This window comes from Micromonospora sp. KC721 (assembly GCF_004348355.1).
In the GTDB taxonomy this organism is placed as follows: Bacteria; Actinomycetota; Actinomycetes; order Mycobacteriales; family Micromonosporaceae; genus Micromonospora.
Window position 1 is genome coordinate 1 of sequence record NZ_SMJY01000138.1, and the last position, 16,462, is coordinate 16,462.

General features: G+C 67.0%; 18 protein-coding genes. 6 read left to right on the forward strand and 12 right to left on the reverse strand.

What is annotated here, in order from left to right:
* The 5 genes from E1182_RS32375 to E1182_RS21330 form a co-directional block, all read right to left on the reverse strand.
* A partial coding sequence (locus E1182_RS32375) for a site-specific integrase (protein WP_243706346.1) occupies positions 1–1,328 on the reverse strand: 1,328 nt, incomplete at its 3' end.
* Positions 1,325–1,618: a helix-turn-helix domain-containing protein gene (locus E1182_RS21315; protein ID WP_243706347.1), complete on the reverse strand. Its 294-nt coding sequence runs from the start codon at positions 1,616–1,618 to the stop codon at positions 1,325–1,327. The genes E1182_RS21315 and E1182_RS32375, both read right to left, overlap by 4 nt.
* A gap of 18 nt (positions 1,619–1,636) precedes the next feature.
* Positions 1,637–3,424: a replication initiator gene (locus tag E1182_RS21320; RefSeq protein WP_132268116.1), complete on the reverse strand. Its 1,788-nt coding sequence runs from the start codon at positions 3,422–3,424 to the stop codon at positions 1,637–1,639.
* Positions 3,421–4,077 carry a DUF2637 domain-containing protein gene (locus tag E1182_RS21325; RefSeq protein WP_132268119.1) on the reverse strand — a complete coding sequence of 219 codons (657 nt, stop codon included), beginning with the start codon at positions 4,075–4,077 and terminating at the stop codon, positions 3,421–3,423. Before E1182_RS21325 ends, E1182_RS21320 begins: the two co-directional genes overlap by 4 nt.
* On the reverse strand, positions 4,074–5,501 hold the full coding sequence (locus tag E1182_RS21330) for an FtsK/SpoIIIE domain-containing protein (RefSeq protein WP_132268121.1): 1,428 nt from the start codon (positions 5,499–5,501) through the stop codon (positions 4,074–4,076). Before E1182_RS21330 ends, E1182_RS21325 begins: the two co-directional genes overlap by 4 nt.
* Positions 5,502–5,543: 42 nt before the next feature.
* On the opposite strand from E1182_RS21330, the gene E1182_RS31225 reads away from it, so the two are divergent.
* The gene (locus E1182_RS31225) at positions 5,544–5,690 is read left to right on the forward strand and encodes a hypothetical protein (protein WP_165942678.1); all 147 of its coding nucleotides are present in this window, start codon (positions 5,544–5,546) and stop codon (positions 5,688–5,690) included.
* A 199-nt stretch (positions 5,691–5,889) separates the two neighbouring features.
* Here the strand turns inward: E1182_RS31225 and E1182_RS21340 are convergent, their stop codons facing one another.
* The 4 genes from E1182_RS21340 to E1182_RS32380 all read right to left on the reverse strand — a co-directional run bounded on the left by E1182_RS21340 (position 5,890) and on the right by E1182_RS32380 (position 7,837).
* Positions 5,890–6,318 (reverse strand): hypothetical protein, encoded by a 429-nt coding sequence (locus E1182_RS21340; protein ID WP_207921469.1) that lies wholly within the window; start codon positions 6,316–6,318, stop codon positions 5,890–5,892.
* A 112-nt stretch (positions 6,319–6,430) separates the two neighbouring features.
* On the reverse strand, positions 6,431–7,129 hold the full coding sequence (locus E1182_RS21345; protein WP_243706348.1) for a GntR family transcriptional regulator: 699 nt from the start codon (positions 7,127–7,129) through the stop codon (positions 6,431–6,433).
* Between the two features lie 108 nt (positions 7,130–7,237).
* On the reverse strand, positions 7,238–7,507 hold the full coding sequence (locus E1182_RS21350; protein ID WP_243706349.1) for a DivIVA domain-containing protein: 270 nt from the start codon (positions 7,505–7,507) through the stop codon (positions 7,238–7,240).
* Positions 7,508–7,516: 9 nt separating this feature from the next.
* Positions 7,517–7,837 carry a hypothetical protein gene (locus tag E1182_RS32380; RefSeq protein ID WP_243706350.1) on the reverse strand — a complete coding sequence of 107 codons (321 nt, stop codon included), beginning with the start codon at positions 7,835–7,837 and terminating at the stop codon, positions 7,517–7,519.
* Positions 7,838–8,479: 642 nt separating this feature from the next.
* Between E1182_RS32380 and E1182_RS21360 the strand changes: the two genes are divergently transcribed.
* Positions 8,480–9,760 carry a hypothetical protein gene (locus E1182_RS21360; RefSeq protein ID WP_243706351.1) on the forward strand — a complete coding sequence of 427 codons (1,281 nt, stop codon included), beginning with the start codon at positions 8,480–8,482 and terminating at the stop codon, positions 9,758–9,760.
* A 14-nt stretch (positions 9,761–9,774) separates the two neighbouring features.
* Positions 9,775–10,320, forward strand: coding sequence for a GNAT family N-acetyltransferase (locus E1182_RS21365; protein ID WP_132268134.1), 546 nt, complete (start codon positions 9,775–9,777; stop codon positions 10,318–10,320).
* A gap of 593 nt (positions 10,321–10,913) precedes the next feature.
* Here E1182_RS21365 and E1182_RS21370 read toward each other — a convergent pair.
* On the reverse strand, positions 10,914–12,410 hold the full coding sequence (locus E1182_RS21370) for a protein kinase (RefSeq protein WP_165942679.1): 1,497 nt from the start codon (positions 12,408–12,410) through the stop codon (positions 10,914–10,916).
* Positions 12,411–12,764: 354 nt separating this feature from the next.
* On the opposite strand from E1182_RS21370, the gene E1182_RS21375 reads away from it, so the two are divergent.
* From E1182_RS21375 to E1182_RS21390, 3 genes are all read left to right on the forward strand, one after another.
* Positions 12,765–14,189, forward strand: a complete 1,425-nt coding sequence (locus E1182_RS21375) for a HEPN domain-containing protein (protein ID WP_132268138.1) — start codon at positions 12,765–12,767, stop codon at positions 14,187–14,189.
* Between the two features lie 213 nt (positions 14,190–14,402).
* Entirely contained in the window at positions 14,403–14,741 is a 339-nt protein-coding gene (locus E1182_RS21380; protein WP_132268141.1) for a hypothetical protein, read from the forward strand.
* A 350-nt stretch (positions 14,742–15,091) separates the two neighbouring features.
* The gene (locus E1182_RS21390) at positions 15,092–15,481 is read left to right on the forward strand and encodes a hypothetical protein (RefSeq protein WP_132268146.1); all 390 of its coding nucleotides are present in this window, start codon (positions 15,092–15,094) and stop codon (positions 15,479–15,481) included.
* Between the two features lie 428 nt (positions 15,482–15,909).
* Here E1182_RS21390 and E1182_RS21395 read toward each other — a convergent pair whose 3' ends face one another.
* Positions 15,910–16,152, reverse strand: coding sequence for a hypothetical protein (locus E1182_RS21395; RefSeq protein ID WP_132268148.1), 243 nt, complete (start codon positions 16,150–16,152; stop codon positions 15,910–15,912).
* Positions 16,145–16,462: hypothetical protein (locus tag E1182_RS21400; protein ID WP_243706352.1), on the reverse strand; the 318-nt coding region annotated here is incomplete at its 5' end. The genes E1182_RS21400 and E1182_RS21395, both read right to left, overlap by 8 nt.

Genomic DNA, 16,462 nt, shown 5'->3' on the forward strand with positions numbered 1-16,462 from the left:
GAGCCGAACCTCCCGACGACCCCCGTCTCCCCCCGACGGGGGTCGTCCCTTTCCCGGTCCCCCTCCGGCGCAGGTGAAGGCGTGTTCTCCGGGGCCGTCGAGCCGGGCGAGAGGCGGAAAGTCAGCGAATCGTCAGCGAACGTCAGCCGGACCCGGTCGGCGTAGTCCTCGGGCGTGTGCGTGTACCGATCCAGCGTCGTCGACGCCTTCTCGTGCCCCACCACCCGCCGGACCACGTTGACCGGCACCCCGTCCGTCACCAGCCACGTGATGTACGAGTGCCGCAGGTCGTGGAACCGCAGCCCGCCGACCGCCGAGGCTGCCGCGTGCGCCACCGCCGTCGCCTCCGTGGCGAACTCCGCCCGCTGCTCCCGGCCGTCCCGATCCGGCCACACCGCCAGCCACCGGCCCGGCGACACCTCGGCGACCCGGCCGAGCAGCCCGGCCCGCACCAGCGCCGGCAGCCACACCCGCCGCCGGAAGTTCGACCGCCGCTGCGGCCCGCCGTCCCGGTCAGCGAAGACCAACGCCCGGCCGTCCGGCGAGCCGGCCCCGCGCCGCCGCCGCAGCTCGTCGACGAGGAACGGCGGCATCGGCACCGTCCGCACGCCGGCCCGAGTCTTCGGGTACGCCCGCAGCACGATTCCGCCGTGGGTCTCCACCGCCACCTGGGCGACGTGCAGCAGCCCTCGATCGAGGTCGACCGCCTCCCACGGCAGGCCCGCGCACTCACCCCAGCGCAACCCCGCCCCGGCGGCGGCGCAGACGATCCCCCGGTGCTCGGCCGGCACGGCGGGCAGCAGCCGACCGAAGAACGCCTCCCGGCTGACCGTGCCAGCGCGAGCCTCCCGCGCCCGGTTACGCGGCACCCGCACCCCCTCGCACGGGTTCACCGCGATCAGGCGCGCCCGGATCGCCGTCTGCATGATCATCGACAGCAGCCCGAGGTGCTTCGCCGTCGTCGACGGCGCCAGAGTCCGGCCAAGGTTGGTCACCCACTCCTGTACCGCCAGGTAGTCGATCTTTGCCAAAGGCCAGTCCGCCCACTGCGGCAGCAGGTGAGTCCGCAGCATGGAATCCGTCCGCTCTGCCGTCCGCGCCTCCACCGACCGCCCGGCCAGCCAGCGCGTCACGAACTCGCCGAAGCGCATCCGCCCCGCGTGCGGGTCGATATACGTGCCCCGGTTGATCGCGCCCTCCACCTCAGCTAGGAAGGCGTTCGCCTCCTTCTTGGTGCGGAACGTCTTCGCTTTCTGTCGGTCGGCCGAGTCCCGCCAGTTCGCTCGATACGTCCCGGCTGGCGTCTTGCTGACGAAGCCCACGGTCACCAGCCTCCGCGCGGCGCATCGGTACCCGTTGCCGAAAGCCCGCCGGAGGCACCGTCCAGCCAGGCGTGGAAACGGCTACGGGGGACCACCCAGCGCCGCCCCAGCCGCTCGGCGGGGATCTGCCCCGCCCGAACCAGGGCATAGGCCGAGCTGACCGACAGGGACAGCATCGCTGCCACTTCCTTGACCGTGTAGACGGCTCGAACCGGCCGGGGCGGGCAATCGCCGGGGGTGACTTCGCCAGCACGAGACCCGGCCTGCCGAGGCACGAACGGCACGACGATGGACAAGATTTCCTCCCCAGGAGATCAGGCCGCGAGCGCGGCGGGTTGGTTGGTTGCCGAAACAGCGGCGGCTGTTCGCAGCCGTGCGGTGTCGAGGTCAGCGCGCCAGCGAATGCGGGCGGATATGGCGCGCAGGAGGCGGTGTTCCAGTGGTGGCACGTCGGGGTCTTCGGGTCGGGCGAGTTCGAACCGGTAGCGGTTCGGTCCGTCTGCCTCGTCGGCGGCCTGGTCGTGCTCGTCGGTGTCGGCCATGCTGCCGGCGATGATTGCCCGCACCCAGGCCCGGTTGTCCGCACGGTGGTCGGCCAGTGTCTTTCCCGACCACTGCCGGGAAACCAGCACCCGCCGGCCGGTGAAGCCGAGCGTGGAGCGCTGGTGGACCTTCCCGGTGCAGCGGCCGGGGGTCAAGCCCGCCTTGACCCCGTCGGGCTGGACGCCGTAGAGCAGCCAGTTGGCGCAGGTTGGGGAGCACGGCAGGACAGCGAGTTCCGCGTGGAGGCGGTCGAAGTGTGCCTTCTGCGCCTCCGAGCGCGGCTTGGCTTGGTCGGTCAGGTCTTTGGTGACGTACTTGGTCACGTAGCGGATTGACCGTTCGGCGTCCTTGGTGCCTTGCTCGATGCCGCGGGCGTCGATGCGGCCGAGGCGGGCGACGTAAGCCGGGCGGCTGTCGGGTTCTTCCAGGGCGTCGAGGGCTTCGCCCCAGGTGGGCAGCGGCTGACGGGTCTTCGGGTCGACGTATGCCTGCTGGTCGACGTCCCAGACGGGGGGCTTGTCGACCGGGTAGACGAGGGCGTCGAAGGGTGGCCACCACACCTGGTGGTAGGTGGCGGCGGCGATCTGCTTGAGCAGGCGCCGGGGCAGGGTGCCACGGATGGCGAAGTGGGCGTGTGGGGCGAGGCGGCGTTGCAGCTCTACGGCTCCGGCGTATTGGACGTTCCAGCCGGCGGCCCGGCGGACGTTCTGCCACCACCGGTCGAGGACCCTCGCGAAGTGGATCGCGTCGAGTGCCGCGCGCCGGTAGTCGTAGCTGGCCGGGTCGACCGGTGTGCCGAGCACGTCATCGTGGGGGCCGTGCCGGGTGCCGCACTCGCAGGGGGCCACGTAGGCGCCGCGCCGCAGGTGGGAGTGGACCGGTCCGTGCGAGCCCAGGGTGAGCGTGACGAGCATCGACGGACGGTGGGTCTTGCCTGCCTTGCCCGAGTAGGCGCGGCCGACCGTGCGCGGGTCGACGGGTAGCCGGGGCAGGTCTGGGGAGTCCTGCCGTCGCCGGGTCGACCGCTTGCGTCGGGGCCGTTCGTCGCGGTCTCTGGGGGTGAGGTGCCCGCGCAGGCTGGTTTCGGCGAGGGCTTCGTCCAGCTCCGCGATCGCGGCGTCCACGTCAGCGATCTGCGCGGCCCGCTCGTCGGGGGTCATCGGCTGGTAGTGCAGTGCTTCCCGTTCGAACTCCAGGTGCGCCCGCACCCGCATCAGCGCAAGGACGTCTTCACCGGGCTTGTCGGGCCGGACGGCGGGTTCGTCGGCCAGGTGCCAGCCTTCCCGGATCTGCTGAATACGCAGCCGCCGGCCTCGCTCCGCGCACGGCTTGCACTTGACGGCGAGGGTCGCGCCGCAGGGCACCTCGACGACCTCGGTTACACCGGTGGCGGTGTCGGTGCGGCGCAGGGCTAGCGGACGGACGCAGACGCCGTGCTGTTCGGCGAGCTGTTTGAGCGCGTCCTTCGCGAGGGGTTTGCGCATCCGGTCCGCCCGAGATCCCGGGCGAGGCTGCTCGACGGCCGGCGTTGTGGTGGAGATGAGTTCCAGTTGGTTCACCGGTCACGCTCCCCGCCGAAGACGCTGCCGTTGCGGGATGCGAACGCCGCCGCTGGCACCGGCACCAGTCCCGGCCGCCGCTCCACCGGCATCGGGAGGACCGAGCGAAGGGCCGGCCGAGGCTGCTCGTCGGTGGCCTCCAGGGCGACGGTCACCGCCTGGCCCTCGTTGATGTCCGCCGACGCCTGGTCGTCCACGGGGTCGGCTCCGGGCGGCACGTTGCCCCAGCCGTCGGCGTCTGCCTGTTTGTCGACAGGCACCGCAACCGAAGGGGTGGTGGAGAAGACGAGTTTGGACAGTCCGAGGAATGCCAGCGCGGGCACGGCTGAGAGCAGCCACCCGGACAGGCCGGGTTTGGCGACGGCGAGTTGCGCGGCCAGGGACAGGGCGACGGCGCAGACGAGCAGGAACATCGGGTAGCCAATCGGTCCGCCGGTGCGGCGGCGTCGCCGGATGGTGAGCAGCGCGGCGAGGGGCAGGAGTTCGGAGATGGCGGCGTTGGCCCAGCCGAACCAGTCTCCGGTGCCGGCCGGGGAGTTGGCCATGGTCCAGTCGTGGACGTGGGTGAACGATGCCGCCCCGGCGAGTCCGCCGACGGTCAGGACGATGAGCACCAGGACGACGCCCTCGACTCGTTCGGTGTTGGTCTTCACGCGGTCACCTCCTGCTGGTCGGTGTCGTCGAGCCGGCGGTAGGTGCGGCCGAGGTGGCGGATGTCGTCGTCGGTGAGGTAGGCGAAGCGGACCCGGACGGGTTCGCGGACGCCGTCGAGGACGACGAACCCGACGCCTGGTGCTGATTCGGGGATGCGGTCGCAGAGGGCTCCTCGGTCGCGGGCGGCGTCGCCGAGGACCATGTCCACCTGCTCGGGTTCGGTCAGCCGCAGGCCGATGCGGGTGGGGAACAGGTCGCGGAACGGCAGTACGTCTTTGCGTGGGTCCTGCAACGCCGCCACCACATGGACCCCGACCGCACGGCCCTGCGACAGCAGGAGGCCGAGGGATTCCTTGATCCGGTCGCGGACCTTCCGATCCGTGATGTAGGCGGTCAGCGCGGCCAGCTCGTCGATCACCAGAACAATCAGCGGCTCGTCGACGGTCGGCACATGCTGACGGGTGACCCCACGCAGCCGGGCCGCCCGCAGGCGCATGCGTTTGACGGCTTCGTCCAGGACGCCGGCCATGCTGTCGGGGTCGTCGTAGGCGAACCGGGCGAACAGCGGCACCCCCGCCGCCAACTCCATCCCGCCCTTCGGGTCGAACGCCCACAGCTCCACCAACCCCGACCGGATACCGCCGGCCAGGGAGCGGATCAGCGACCACAACACCGATCCCTTGCCCGCCCCCGTCGCACCCGCGATCAGCACATGCGACCCGGCAAGCCGCAGCCGATACGGCTGCCCGTCCTCACCGACACCGAGGGCAAGCCCGTCCAGGTCCGGCACCTCGGCCACCGGCAGCGGTGCCACGACACCAGCGAGGGGGTCACGGCGTTGGAAGCGGACCACGACTCGGTCGGGGCGGTCGGTGGACCGCGCCTGACCGGTACGCAGGCGGAACGCGTAGGCGAGGCGTTCCGCGGTTTGCCCCCAGTCATCGGGGATCTGCCCTGGCAACATCCGGACCGTCACCTCATCGCCGAACCGGTCACAGCGCACCTTGAGCAGTCGTGGCACGTAGCGGTCACCGGCGAAGACGGTCGCCAGCCCGCATGTGGACATGACCGACGCCCATCGCCGCCGATACACCACCGCAGCGCGGACCCGGCTGACGATCGGGTACCAGCCGAACCGCAGCCACGACACCGGATGTAGCCGCCACCAGCACAGGCACACAGCGGCGAGGCCGAGCGTCACAGCGGCGAGAACCCGGCCGCCGAACTCGGCCCGAGTCCACAGAGCCAGGACGGTCGGGACGGAGATCCACCAATAGCGGACCGCCAACACCACCAGGCGGAACAGGCCCCGGGCCAGCCACCAGAACACCAGCAGCCAGCCCGGAATCCGCCACGCGGGAAGGCGCACGTTCATCGGCGCGACGGGGATCTTGTCCCCCGGAATGATGTTGATCAGAGGCACAGGTCACCACCCTGACCACGACGACCACGGCCGAGAGTGCCGATGCAGGTCCGGCACGACATGCGCCGCACGTCGAACCGACGCGGCTTCACCCACCGCCGGCACCGAGGGCAGCGGATCGCACAGACCACCGCCGGAGCCGGCGACAGGCGCAGCGCCGACCTGATGGCCGCCTGCACCTCCCGGTAGGCGTGCCGAAGACCAGAGAGACGCGTACGACAGAGGACGGCCACCGCGCCGACCAGCAGCGGCACGGCAGCGATCAGGGCAGGGTGAACTACGGTGGGCATTACGCCCTCCTTCATCAGGTGAGGGATGGGAGAGCGCGGGGACGGGCCGGGACTCTTGGCGGGGAAACGACCCGCCCCGCGCGCCAAACAACAACCGGTCAGGCAGCCACCGAACCCGGCACCACCGACGCCGGACGAATAGCCGTCGCCCGCAGCGAATACGCCATCCGCGAACGGCAGTCACCCGAGGAACGGCCCGGCTTGCATCGCTGCGAATCCACATACGGCGTCAGGGTCAAGCCCTCGAACTCCACCGCCGGCGGGTAACCCGGCACCGTCGACGGCGGCGGCACCGGCTGCTGTGCCGCGACCACCTTCACCTTCACCTCGGTCGAGCGACCGAACTTCCCGGCCTCCGGGTCCAGGTCCATCACCCGCACCACCCAGACCCGCTCCCCGGTTTCCTTGTCCCGCGCTTGGTTGTCCGCCTCACCACGCCGCTCAAAATCGACCTGCGGCGACACCCCGAGGCAGAGCGCCCCGGCGGGGAACACGTACTCGGACGGGACCGGCACCTTCAACGTCATCGGAACCACGCGTGACCTCCAGTCCACAAGTCAACTCAACCACTTGACTTGTTAAGTGGCTTCAAAAGTAAGTGCCGCCAACTTGACTTGTCAAGTGATGTATCTACCTGGTTCAGTCGAGTGGATAGACGTCTTCGAGGTCGTGCCTGGAGGCCGGGAGGACAAGGTCCACGGCTAGCAGCGGCTTGCCGGTCCGGTCGCAGACGGAGAGGAGCACGGTCAGCACCGAGTCGCCCTCGCCGATCTGCAAGAGCTGCGCCTCTTCGGCGTCGGGGAGGCGGGCCGATATCCGCTCGCTGACGTGGTCGAAGCGCACGCGCTTACGGGACGCCACGTGCCGAAGCAGTCCTTCGGGAAGAACGTCGGCACTGCCGACCCCGGTACCGTCGGCTAGGTCGGCGGGTAGGTAGGCCGTGCCGAGTTCGACCGGGCCGACGCCGTCGATCGCGATAACACGACGGCGCGCGACGACCGGCGTACCTGGCTCCAGGTTCAGGGCTGCTGCTGCGCGTGGCGGGGCGGGCATCTCGCCCGCAGCGAGCAGGGTGGAGCCGGCACGCTCGTCGTCTTCCAGCACCGCGTAGCGGCGTTCTCGCTGTCGCTGGTCGGGGCTGGCAGGCCGACCGAGGACGAATCGGCCCTTGCCCTGCCGGCTGTCGATCCAGCCGTCTTGACGTAGCAGGTCCAGGGCTCGAACGACGACCGGCCGGGAGGCGCCGAACTCGCGGACCAGTTCGGTTTCGCTGGGCAGCATCGAGCCTGGCGGGTACGTGCCGTCTTCGATGCGTTGCTGCACCGCGTTGACGATCACGACGTACTTCGGCGGCGCAACTTCGATCGGCACCGTTTCACCCCAGACGGCAACTCAGCTTGTCAACAGGCTATCTGCGCTGCTCAGGTTCTGTCCATCGTCCCGCGTTCACCACCGGCCGGGCCTGGGCGCGAAGCTGCTCTGCCAGTCGCGCAATGCACCCTTCAGTCGCGCGTTCTCCGCGCGAAGGCTTGCTTCCACGGCGTCTCTGGCGATCAGCTCGTCGACGACGGCGCGGAGGAAGGCGTAGACGTGCTCCTCGGCCAGGCCGCGTCGCCCGAATCTCGTCCGACGGAAGCGCATCCGCCTCACCTGCTCCGGGCAGAGCCGGGCCAGCCGTCGGGTTGCCCGGAACATGCCCACTGCGTGAGTGGTCACCGTTGCCTCCTACAGCTCAGACCTTCGTTCTTGCCTTTCCGGGCCCGATCCGCCCCGCATTGCCTGGCCCGAAAGGTTTGGTGGTAGGCGTCCGACGTCCACGGTCGCAGCGGGAGTAAGAAGCCATAGACCCGCGCGTTGCACGTAGATCTCTCGCCGGTCTATGGCATTGCCGGCCCGGTCCAGGACGTAGCCGGTCAGCCACACCCACCCGTGGTACGTCGGCTGATCGCAGACCTTGATGACGCGGAAGATCAGCGACCGCTCACCACCGAACTGCACCGACGCATCAGCGCCGACATGCACGACGTCACCTGGCTTCAACTTCATCGATTCCCCACCCTCACCCGACGATGTGGATGGGCGCCGAGGCAGGCGGGCTCTGGCGACGGCCGACACCGCGATTCGCCTGCCGGCACCTGCCCCGGCACCCTGCTCAGGACGCGACCTCAGCCGGGAGGATCGTCACCGGTCGCGGCTGCCTACCGGTGCCAGCGCAGTCCGGGCAGTCCCGCCGTTGCAGGCGGGTCGGGTCGCTCGGCGCCCGGAGCGAGCGCCGAGGACTGGCAAGCTTCCATCCCCGCCCTTCACATCCGGAGCAGGCGACCACAGCCGGCGAAGCCCGATGAGGGCCGCGGCTCGGCCGGACCGCCTCGACGCACCGCAGGACACGAACACCGTCCGACGCCACGGCTACGACCGCACCGGCACGAGACCGTCCGCGCCGATGCCCGGCCGGCGCATGCACGTCAGCGGCCAGTACATGCACAATTGCGGTGGGTGAGACGTCCATGGTGGAGATAGAACACCCGGTGGTGGAGACCGATCGAGGACCGAATCTGCACCTCTGACGGACATCGAGCGGACACCATGAGGACCTGCGTTGAGTTCAGGACCTCCGACAGGCGAGCGTGGAGATAGCCCATCAGGAAGGCATCGACGATGGCCCGAGACCGCCGCGAACCTCGCACCGTGCTGGAGTACCTGATCCAGCAAAGCGACCGTACGTACGAGGAACTGGCCGACGAGTTCAGTCGCATGGACCCCCGCGCGGCGATCAGCGCCCGGCACCTCGGACGGCTGGCACGCGGCGAACGGGACCTGGCCTCATCGACCCCAGCCACGCGGCGGGCGTTGCAGGCCATGTTCGGAAAGCCCGTCGATGAGTTGCAGCGTCCCTGGGCACCCCACCAGTTGACCCCTGCGCCGGGCCGACAGCTCATTGTCGAGCCCTTCGGCGCCGGCCCGGAAAGGAACCTCCTCGCCATGGCTGCACAACGCGCCCGCCAGTACGCCATGCTCGCCGCCGAGTCCACCTCCCCGGCAGCCATCACCCAGCTCACCGAGGACGTGCAGCGCCTCGCCCTGGCCTACCCGCAACGCCCGATCAGCCAGATCCTGCCGGATCTCGTCGAAACCCAAGACACCCTGTTCACCCTGCTCGAACGCCGCCAACAGCCGACACAGTCGCGTGACCTGCACTTTCTTGCCGGCATCACCAGCGGACTACTCGCAAAGGTCTCGCACGACATGGCCGACCCGCACTCCGCCATGCTGCAAGCCCGGACCGCTGTCCTCTGCGCGGACCAGGCTGGACACCCCGGCCTGCAAGCCTGGCTCCGCGGCCTGCAATCCCTGGTCGCCTACTGGGCTGGCCGGTACGCCGAAGCCGTCCGCTACGCCGAGGCCGGACGCGAGTACGCCACCCAAGCGGGCGGCACCTCCGCCGTCTGGCTACCCGCCAGCGCCGCCCGCGCCTACGCCGCACTCGGCAACGCAGACCAGGCCAAGGCAGCCATCCACGAGGCCGAAGACGCCTGGTCCCGGGTACGGCCCGACGAGATGGACGAGATGGGCGGCATCTGCACCTTCAACCAGCCCCGCACCCTCTACTACGCCAGCGACGCCCTTGCCTGGCTGCCCGGCGAGGCCGTCACCACCGAGCGCTACGCCCTGCAAGCCGTCCAGGCGTACTCGGACCGCTACGACCCCGCATGGGCCTTCGGCGACCAGGCCGGCTCACACACCAACTTGGCTATCGCCCGGGTCGCCAACGGGGAACTCGACGCCGCCGAAGACGCCCTCGCCCCCGTCCTCGAACTCCCCTCCGACCAGCGCATCAACGGCATCGTTCACTCCGTCCGACGCGTTCACCAAGCCATCACCCGCGCCGGACACGCCGACGACGCCCGCGACCTCATCGACGGCATCGAACACTTCACCCACACCCCCGCCAACGCCCTCCCTCGATAAGGCACCATCAGCGCATGTACCCGATCACCATCCCCGGCCGCGTCATCACCCTCCGCGATCTGCGACCCGATGACGCGGCCGACGCTTTGGCGATCATCGGCGACGACCGCGTCACCCATTGGCTCTCCTTCGACAGCCGCAACCACGCCACCGCCGTCGCGATGATCGAAGGCGCCGTGACCCGGGCGCAGCTCGATCCCCGCAACGAGTACTACCTAGCCGTGGCAGACGCCGCAGACCGCATGATCGGGTTCGCCCGCCTCGGACTCACCGGCCACCAAGCCGCCAAACTCGGCTACGCCATCGGCGCCGACCACTGGGGCCACGGCTACGCCACTGACGCCGCCCGCACCATCGTCGACTACGGCTTTCGAGTGCTGAAGCTTCACCGCATCACCGCCGCCATCGGCCCCGACAACGCAGCCTCGATCGCCGTCGTCAAACGGCTCGGCATGCAGTACGAAGGCCGCCTCCGCGACCACGTCTTCACCAACGGCGCCTGGCGCGACTCCCTGCTCTACTCCATCCTCGCCCCGGAGTGGCACGAGCCCGCTGGCTGACTCCCGCCTTCATCGCCCAGGCACGCGCACGAGCAGTTCCGATCATGGCGCCGGTACGATCGCCGCCATGCGCGACGCCGACACGCCGCCGCAGGAACCCGCCGACCGCCCCGACACCCGCACCGGACCAGCACCTCGCCAGCAAGCAGCCCTCATCCGAGCCGCCGCCGCCGAGGTGTACGAGCGCGTGCGAGAGTGGCGGCAAACGCCCAGCTGGCAGGACACGCCCACAAACGCTCACCGGTACCAGGCGACCTTGGCGGCCGTGGCTGCACTTGAGGCGCTGCCCGAGCCGGCGAGCGCGGGGGACCTCTTGAGACTTATTGATATCGTCCGACCCCTTCTTGTTGAGTGGCGACCGAGCCGCCCTGGTCCCGAACAGCAAATCTTCGCTGCCGTCGAGCGACTTCGTCAGGCGTGCGGATAGCGCCCGCTGAGATTGTCTCTACCTTTCGAGGCTGCCCGGACGCTGATACAGCAGATTCCGGCGTTGGTTCTGCGGCTAGCTTTCACTGCACCGGCCAGGGATATCCATCTGCATAGACCATTCGGCTTGAATCCAAGGACTTAGGCAGCCACGAAGGTGGAGTGCTTTAAATCGAGACTAAGGCAACGAGGCGACCCGTTGGGTCGGAGAGGAATCGAGTCACAAGTCTAATTCCCAGTCGTCCGCAGGATTGGCCGAACTCCTCCGCTTGACGAACGGTGCTTGTCAGTCCAATCCTGAACGGGCCACTTGCGTCCCCGAACTCCTCCAAGAGGTTAGTCGGGATAAGCTTTCTGGGGTCAGGGCCGTAAGATGCGAAAATAGGTAGTCTCAGGAACCACACCGACATGCCAACCACAAAAGGGAATCCGGCCAGAGCTAAGGTCTCGCTCAGTGGTGGTAGGTCTAGTTGCACGTGGAAGAGTGCCGGGCTGCCTCCACTAAATTGAGGATTGCTTTCACTTTCTTCCTTGAAGGGCACGCCGCGCCTTTCAAGAAAGTCCTGAATAGCTTCATATTCGAGGAACTGCTTCAGGCTAAAGCCTCCGCTTGAGCAAGCTACAAGCACTGTTGTGCCGAGCTGGTCGTTTAGCCTACTCACTTGCTGAGTCCAAGCATGAAATCCGCTGCGCATGCTTTGGTTGATTGACTCAACGAGCTGCCTTCGATCCTCTTTTTGGCGGTTGGCTTCATCAGAGGAAAGGGCTTGGCGCGAGGCCGCGTAGCGCCGCGCAGCCAGCATTGCTAGTTGAACAACGTCTTCCGTTTCCGGTTCCCTTGACTTAGGGCTATGAAAGCTTGCCTCGGCAGCCTCTAACTCGCGAATGACGACCGCCCATTGCTGCAGCCGTGCGCGGGGGTCCGGATTTAAGAGATCTTTCTGGAGCGCCGAAAGAATCTCAAGGTTGGGGGTCGCAGTAAGTTGCTCCAGCCGATGCCCTTCCTGGAGTTGCCCCATCCCCGCCCTGGGCTGACGACCCGCCAATAGAGCATAGATTACTTTAGCGAAAGCATAAAAATCGGCTGGCCTTTGATCGAGGTCGAGATTGATTCCTGATTCATTTTCTGGCGCTATGTAAAAGCGAGACCCTACTCCCTCTGTTGTCGCGGTCAGTCGAGTCGCATCGTCGTCCACCGGAAGGGCCAAGCCAAAGTCGGCGACAATGATTGAGTGGCCATCGAGAAGGATGTTTGAGGGCTTGAGGTCGCGATGCGCGAATCCCGCCTTGTGAATCTGATCGAGCACTATTGCGATGTCGATCAAGACTCTTAGTCCTGCGATTGGATCCGCCACGAATGCTTTGTCGATGACCTTGTCTTCTAAACTTCCACCCGCATACCAGGGAGTGACCACGTAAGGCCGCCCCTTTTCCAAGATCCCTGTCTCGACCACTTCGGGAACAGAAATTCCGGCAGCGGCTAGGGACCTCATCGCTTCGACTTCCCGACGAAAACGGTCGGCCCTCCGCGGGTTCTTCAACTTTTTCAGCGCGAACCGCGAGCCATCGGGATTCGCCGTACGGGCCACCTCGTAGACCCATGCTTGCCCACTCTCCAGGATCTTGCTATCAGTAACCTGGGTCCAGGCTTTCGGAAGTGCCATAGCCATATGTTGGCACAGCTCTAAGCCACTTACCAGGAGCCCGATGAGGTAGCGGGTCCCTGGACCCTCCGGCCAACACGCATGCGCCCCCGTTCCTGATGGTCGCCATCCCGACAGCTCTGTCCGAGCCAAACCCGAGTGGGTGGGGCCGTGGGGCCTGATAGGTCAACGTCGTTCACCGGCTGGCTAACGTTGACTGCGCGGCCCCACCCACACGCCTTCACCGAGTTACGAGACATCCTTTAGCTCTTACCGCCGGTGTTGCCGGTAGTTGCCTACCGTTGTAGCCTGCCACCGCCACTACTATGAATTAGCCTCCTGCGATCTACCCACTTTTGAGACGGGAGAGCCACCGTGGAAGAGATCGACGAGCTTGGGATCTTCTGGCTGGCGGGTCATGAAGAGGACAGTCTCACTGGACGCCTCCGCTTCGACCCAGAGAAAGGGGCTTCGGTCTCACTCGTCGGCATCTTCGACCACGGGGCGGGCGCTGAGACGGGCGAGACGACCCGGATTAACGGCTGGATCGGCTCAAAGAGGGTCACCCTTGAACGTTGCTTCTTGCGCAAGAGTAATCGAGGATCGACGGGTCTGCAAAGGTGTGAATACCACGTAAATCAGATCTTCTTGGGACATCATCTTGTTGAGGGTGACCTTTGGTTTCAGACGGCAACAGCGGAGTGGGGTGACCTCGACGCCTGGGTCGGGCAGAAGAGGTCAATTGAACCGTCCGTCCTGGAGGGGCCTGGTGCCAAGTTCCAGTTCACATACGATCCTCCGGAAGACCAGGAGGCGAGGTTCAGCAGAGGACGCATTATTCTCGGCACCGCCTGGTCCCGCGAAGTCGAACAAATCAAAGGCATTACGTTCAGTCATTGGCCGAGGCTGCGAATCACATACGACGAGCGCCAGGGCTTCGACAAAATCAGAAAAGATGTCGGACGAGTCCAAAGCCTGCTATCCCTCTGCATGGATGCGCATGCAATCCAGGATCGGCTAACCCTACAGCGGCCCGATGTTCGCGCACGGCTACTTTCGGGCGAGGATGCTGGGTGCGAGGAGGAAATCGAGCTCCTGGTCCCCTGGCTTCGCTACACCAAGCCTGCGGACCGAAAGGCCAGACATCCTCACCAAATGGTCCTGACTTTTGAGGGGCTAGGTGGAATCGAGTCGGTTGCTCGATGGCTCGACGTATCAGAGCGATTTCAGGAACCCCTGGACTCGCTGATGAGCGTTCAGCGTGCCGAGAAAATATTTGCTGAAAATCGGTTCCTAAACGTCACGTTCGCATCAGAAGCCTTCCATCGAATCATGTATGGCGGCACTCAAATGGATCAGGAGGACTTTGATAGTCTTTATCGCACCATCGTTGCGAGCGTGCCTGAACAGCATCGTCCATGGGTAAAGGACAAGTTCCAGTACGCCAATGAGATGACACTCCGCAAGCGGATGAGGCAGCTCGCGGCGAAGTCGGGTGCCGCGACTAGGCTGATCACCGGGAACATAGACCAGTGGGCCTTCGCCGTCTCCCAGGTGCGGAACGGCCTTACTCACCTTGGTCCAGTGCCTCGCAGATTCCAAGGTAGAGACCTGCGGGCTCTAAGTGACTCAGTTTACGCGGTGACTCGGGCATGCATGCTTATCGAATGCGGGGTGCGTCAGGAGGATCTCGCAAAATGGGCGGCGTCGTACTCGGCGTCGTGGTTAGTAGAAAGCGTCAAGACAGCGATTCACAGAGTCCGCGAGGGCAGGCCGGACGAACTGGGCGGTGGTGACTAGGGTGTGGGCAATCATGGCCGGGCCTATGCTCGCTTCAGCCGCGGCACTGCCGAAATACTCTCTTTTTCATCAAGGCGCCGCGCAAGCGCGGCGCAGGCCCGCCGCGCTCGGCCTGCTGGCGGCCTCCGGCCGGCATCGGCCGGCACGGCGGGCCTTCCCCCTGCGAGGGTGGGCGGTGTCGAGCTTTCGAGCGCTCCATGTGATCGTGGCCGGGTGAGCAGCCCGGATTTCGACACCATCACCGCGTTCAGGCGGCATGTCGACACACTGGCGACGCAGCTCCTGGCCGCCGACGATCCGTACGACATTGCCGTGCAGCTTTGGGGCGATTCTGGTCGTGCGACGTGGGTTGGCGCTCTGGCTGGTGGGCTATGCGCAGTCTGGGGCGCTCTGACGGACTGGGCCGAGCGGAAGCCCGCGGAGGCAGGTCTCGCGGCGGCCGAGATGAAGAGTGCCGCACAGGGCTGGTTGGCACTCGATCCCCAGGACCAGAGAGCAGTCACGGCCTACTTCCAGCACTGGTTGCACAGGCTCTACCCCGCCGACGAGTGAACTCGGTAGATCGTGACGATCGCGGGGGTGGCCGCCCGCCGTCGAGGGCGGGGCGATCGCTGCCGCGCCGCTTCGCGGCTTGCCACCGGATACCGGGGTCCAGGCGCGCGGAAAGCCGGCGGCACGGCAAGCCGCCCCCGGCCCGAGAGTCCGGGGGCGGTAAGCCGAACACCACCGGACAGCCACGCGCCCACCGCGCAGCCGTGCCAGCCACGTGCCAGTAGCCGGTGTCCTATAGGGTCAGCAGCGGTCTGACCGGGCACGAGCACACCGCCGCCGACCAGGCGTTCCGGACAGATCACGACAGCCGAGAACGGTCTTCCAAACTGACGTTCTTGTACCTTGCCGGGATGAGTGAGAACGCCTTCGTGATCCCTGCTGTGTCACGGTCAGAGGTCGTCCGACTTCTCGACGAGCTGGCGGTAGCGGGCCATGGCGGCTGGTCTACAGGCACTCGGCTGTTCATCTGGCTGATGGATGAGGCGAGCGGCCTGTACCAGGACTGGGAGCCGGAGGACATCGCGAACCTTGAGCAGGCTGTCGGTCGGCGGCCTGAGTGGGCCGTGCAGATCAACTACCGACTCTCGCGCCGGGCGGATCTGGCGGCGCTGGCTGTCGTCCTCCTGAAGAATGGCGGTGTCGCGGTTGACGACTTCTGCTCCCACGTGTGGACGGCTGCCGAGATCGAGACTGACACCGTGATCAGTGGTGGCCGGTTCGGCGAGGGCCCTGTCCGCTGAGTGGGCATCGGTGCCCTGTGCGCGCTGCGGACCGTTCTGCGGGCGCCTCCGGTCGTCCTCGGACGCCCGTAGCCCGTCATCCGAAAGTCAGCGGATCGTCAGCGAACGCCGTACCGCGTGATCCGACTCGATCATGCTCGACGGCACGACCGATGCGTCTGACCACGCGGTACGGCACTTGATCACACTCCCTGCTACGTCAGGTCACTTTCCCCCCGACGGGGGTCGTCCCTTTCCCGGTCCCTCCTGTCCAGGTGAAATCGCGTTTCCCGGATCGGCTGGGCCGGGCGGCGGGCCGAAAGTCAGCGAACGTCAGCAGCACCCGGCCCGGATAGCCGCAGGCGGCGTAGCGCTCGATGGTGGGTGCTGGTCAAGCTGCGCCTGCGCCGCACGGATCTGGTCGTGTACGGCATTGGACAGGTAGGTGCTCACCGGGCTGCGCTCGCGGGCGAGAGCTTGCTCGCGCGTACCAGGATCCGCGCCTGCGGACCCCGGCGGCCGGACGGACCGAGCCTGATTCCCTCGACCCAGATCCACTCATCGTCTGGCGGTCGGTGGGCCACCAGCCGGACCCCGGTCACCCACAACGTGACCGGCCCGTCCGACGGCAGGAGGCGGTCGGCCGCATCGATCTCCAGTACCGCGCCGAGCCGTACCCGAACGTCAAACACGGCGTCTCCTCATCACCGGCGCCACGTTGCGAGGCGGCGCGCTCTCGGGCGTGCGTCGCTGGATCTGAAGTCCGGCGATCTGCACGTAGACCTCGCGCCGCGCCAGCGCCTTGCCCGTGGCCAGGTCGGTGGAGTAGCCGGTGAGCCACACCCAGCCGTGGTACGTCGGTTTCTCGCAGACCGAACTGACCCGCAGCCACAGCGCCCGGTCACCGCCGAACTGCACCGACGCCCGACGATCGATCAGCACCAGGTCACCCGGTGCGGGAACACCCGGCCGGCGCTGCACCGGTGCGCGGGGCATCGGTGC

Coding starts and splice junctions, on each gene's coding strand:
- E1182_RS31225 (WP_165942678.1), top strand. CDS start 5,544: ATGCAGGTCCGGCACGACATGCGCCGCACGTCGAACCGACGCGGCTTC.
- E1182_RS21370 (WP_165942679.1), bottom strand. CDS start 12,410: ATGGCACTTCCGAAAGCCTGGACCCAGGTTACTGATAGCAAGATCCTG.
- E1182_RS21365 (WP_132268134.1), top strand. CDS start 9,775: ATGTACCCGATCACCATCCCCGGCCGCGTCATCACCCTCCGCGATCTG.
- E1182_RS32380 (WP_243706350.1), bottom strand. CDS start 7,837: ATGAAGTTGAAGCCAGGTGACGTCGTGCATGTCGGCGCTGATGCGTCG.
- E1182_RS21390 (WP_132268146.1), top strand. CDS start 15,092: ATGAGTGAGAACGCCTTCGTGATCCCTGCTGTGTCACGGTCAGAGGTC.
- E1182_RS21340 (WP_207921469.1), bottom strand. CDS start 6,318: ATGACGTTGAAGGTGCCGGTCCCGTCCGAGTACGTGTTCCCCGCCGGG.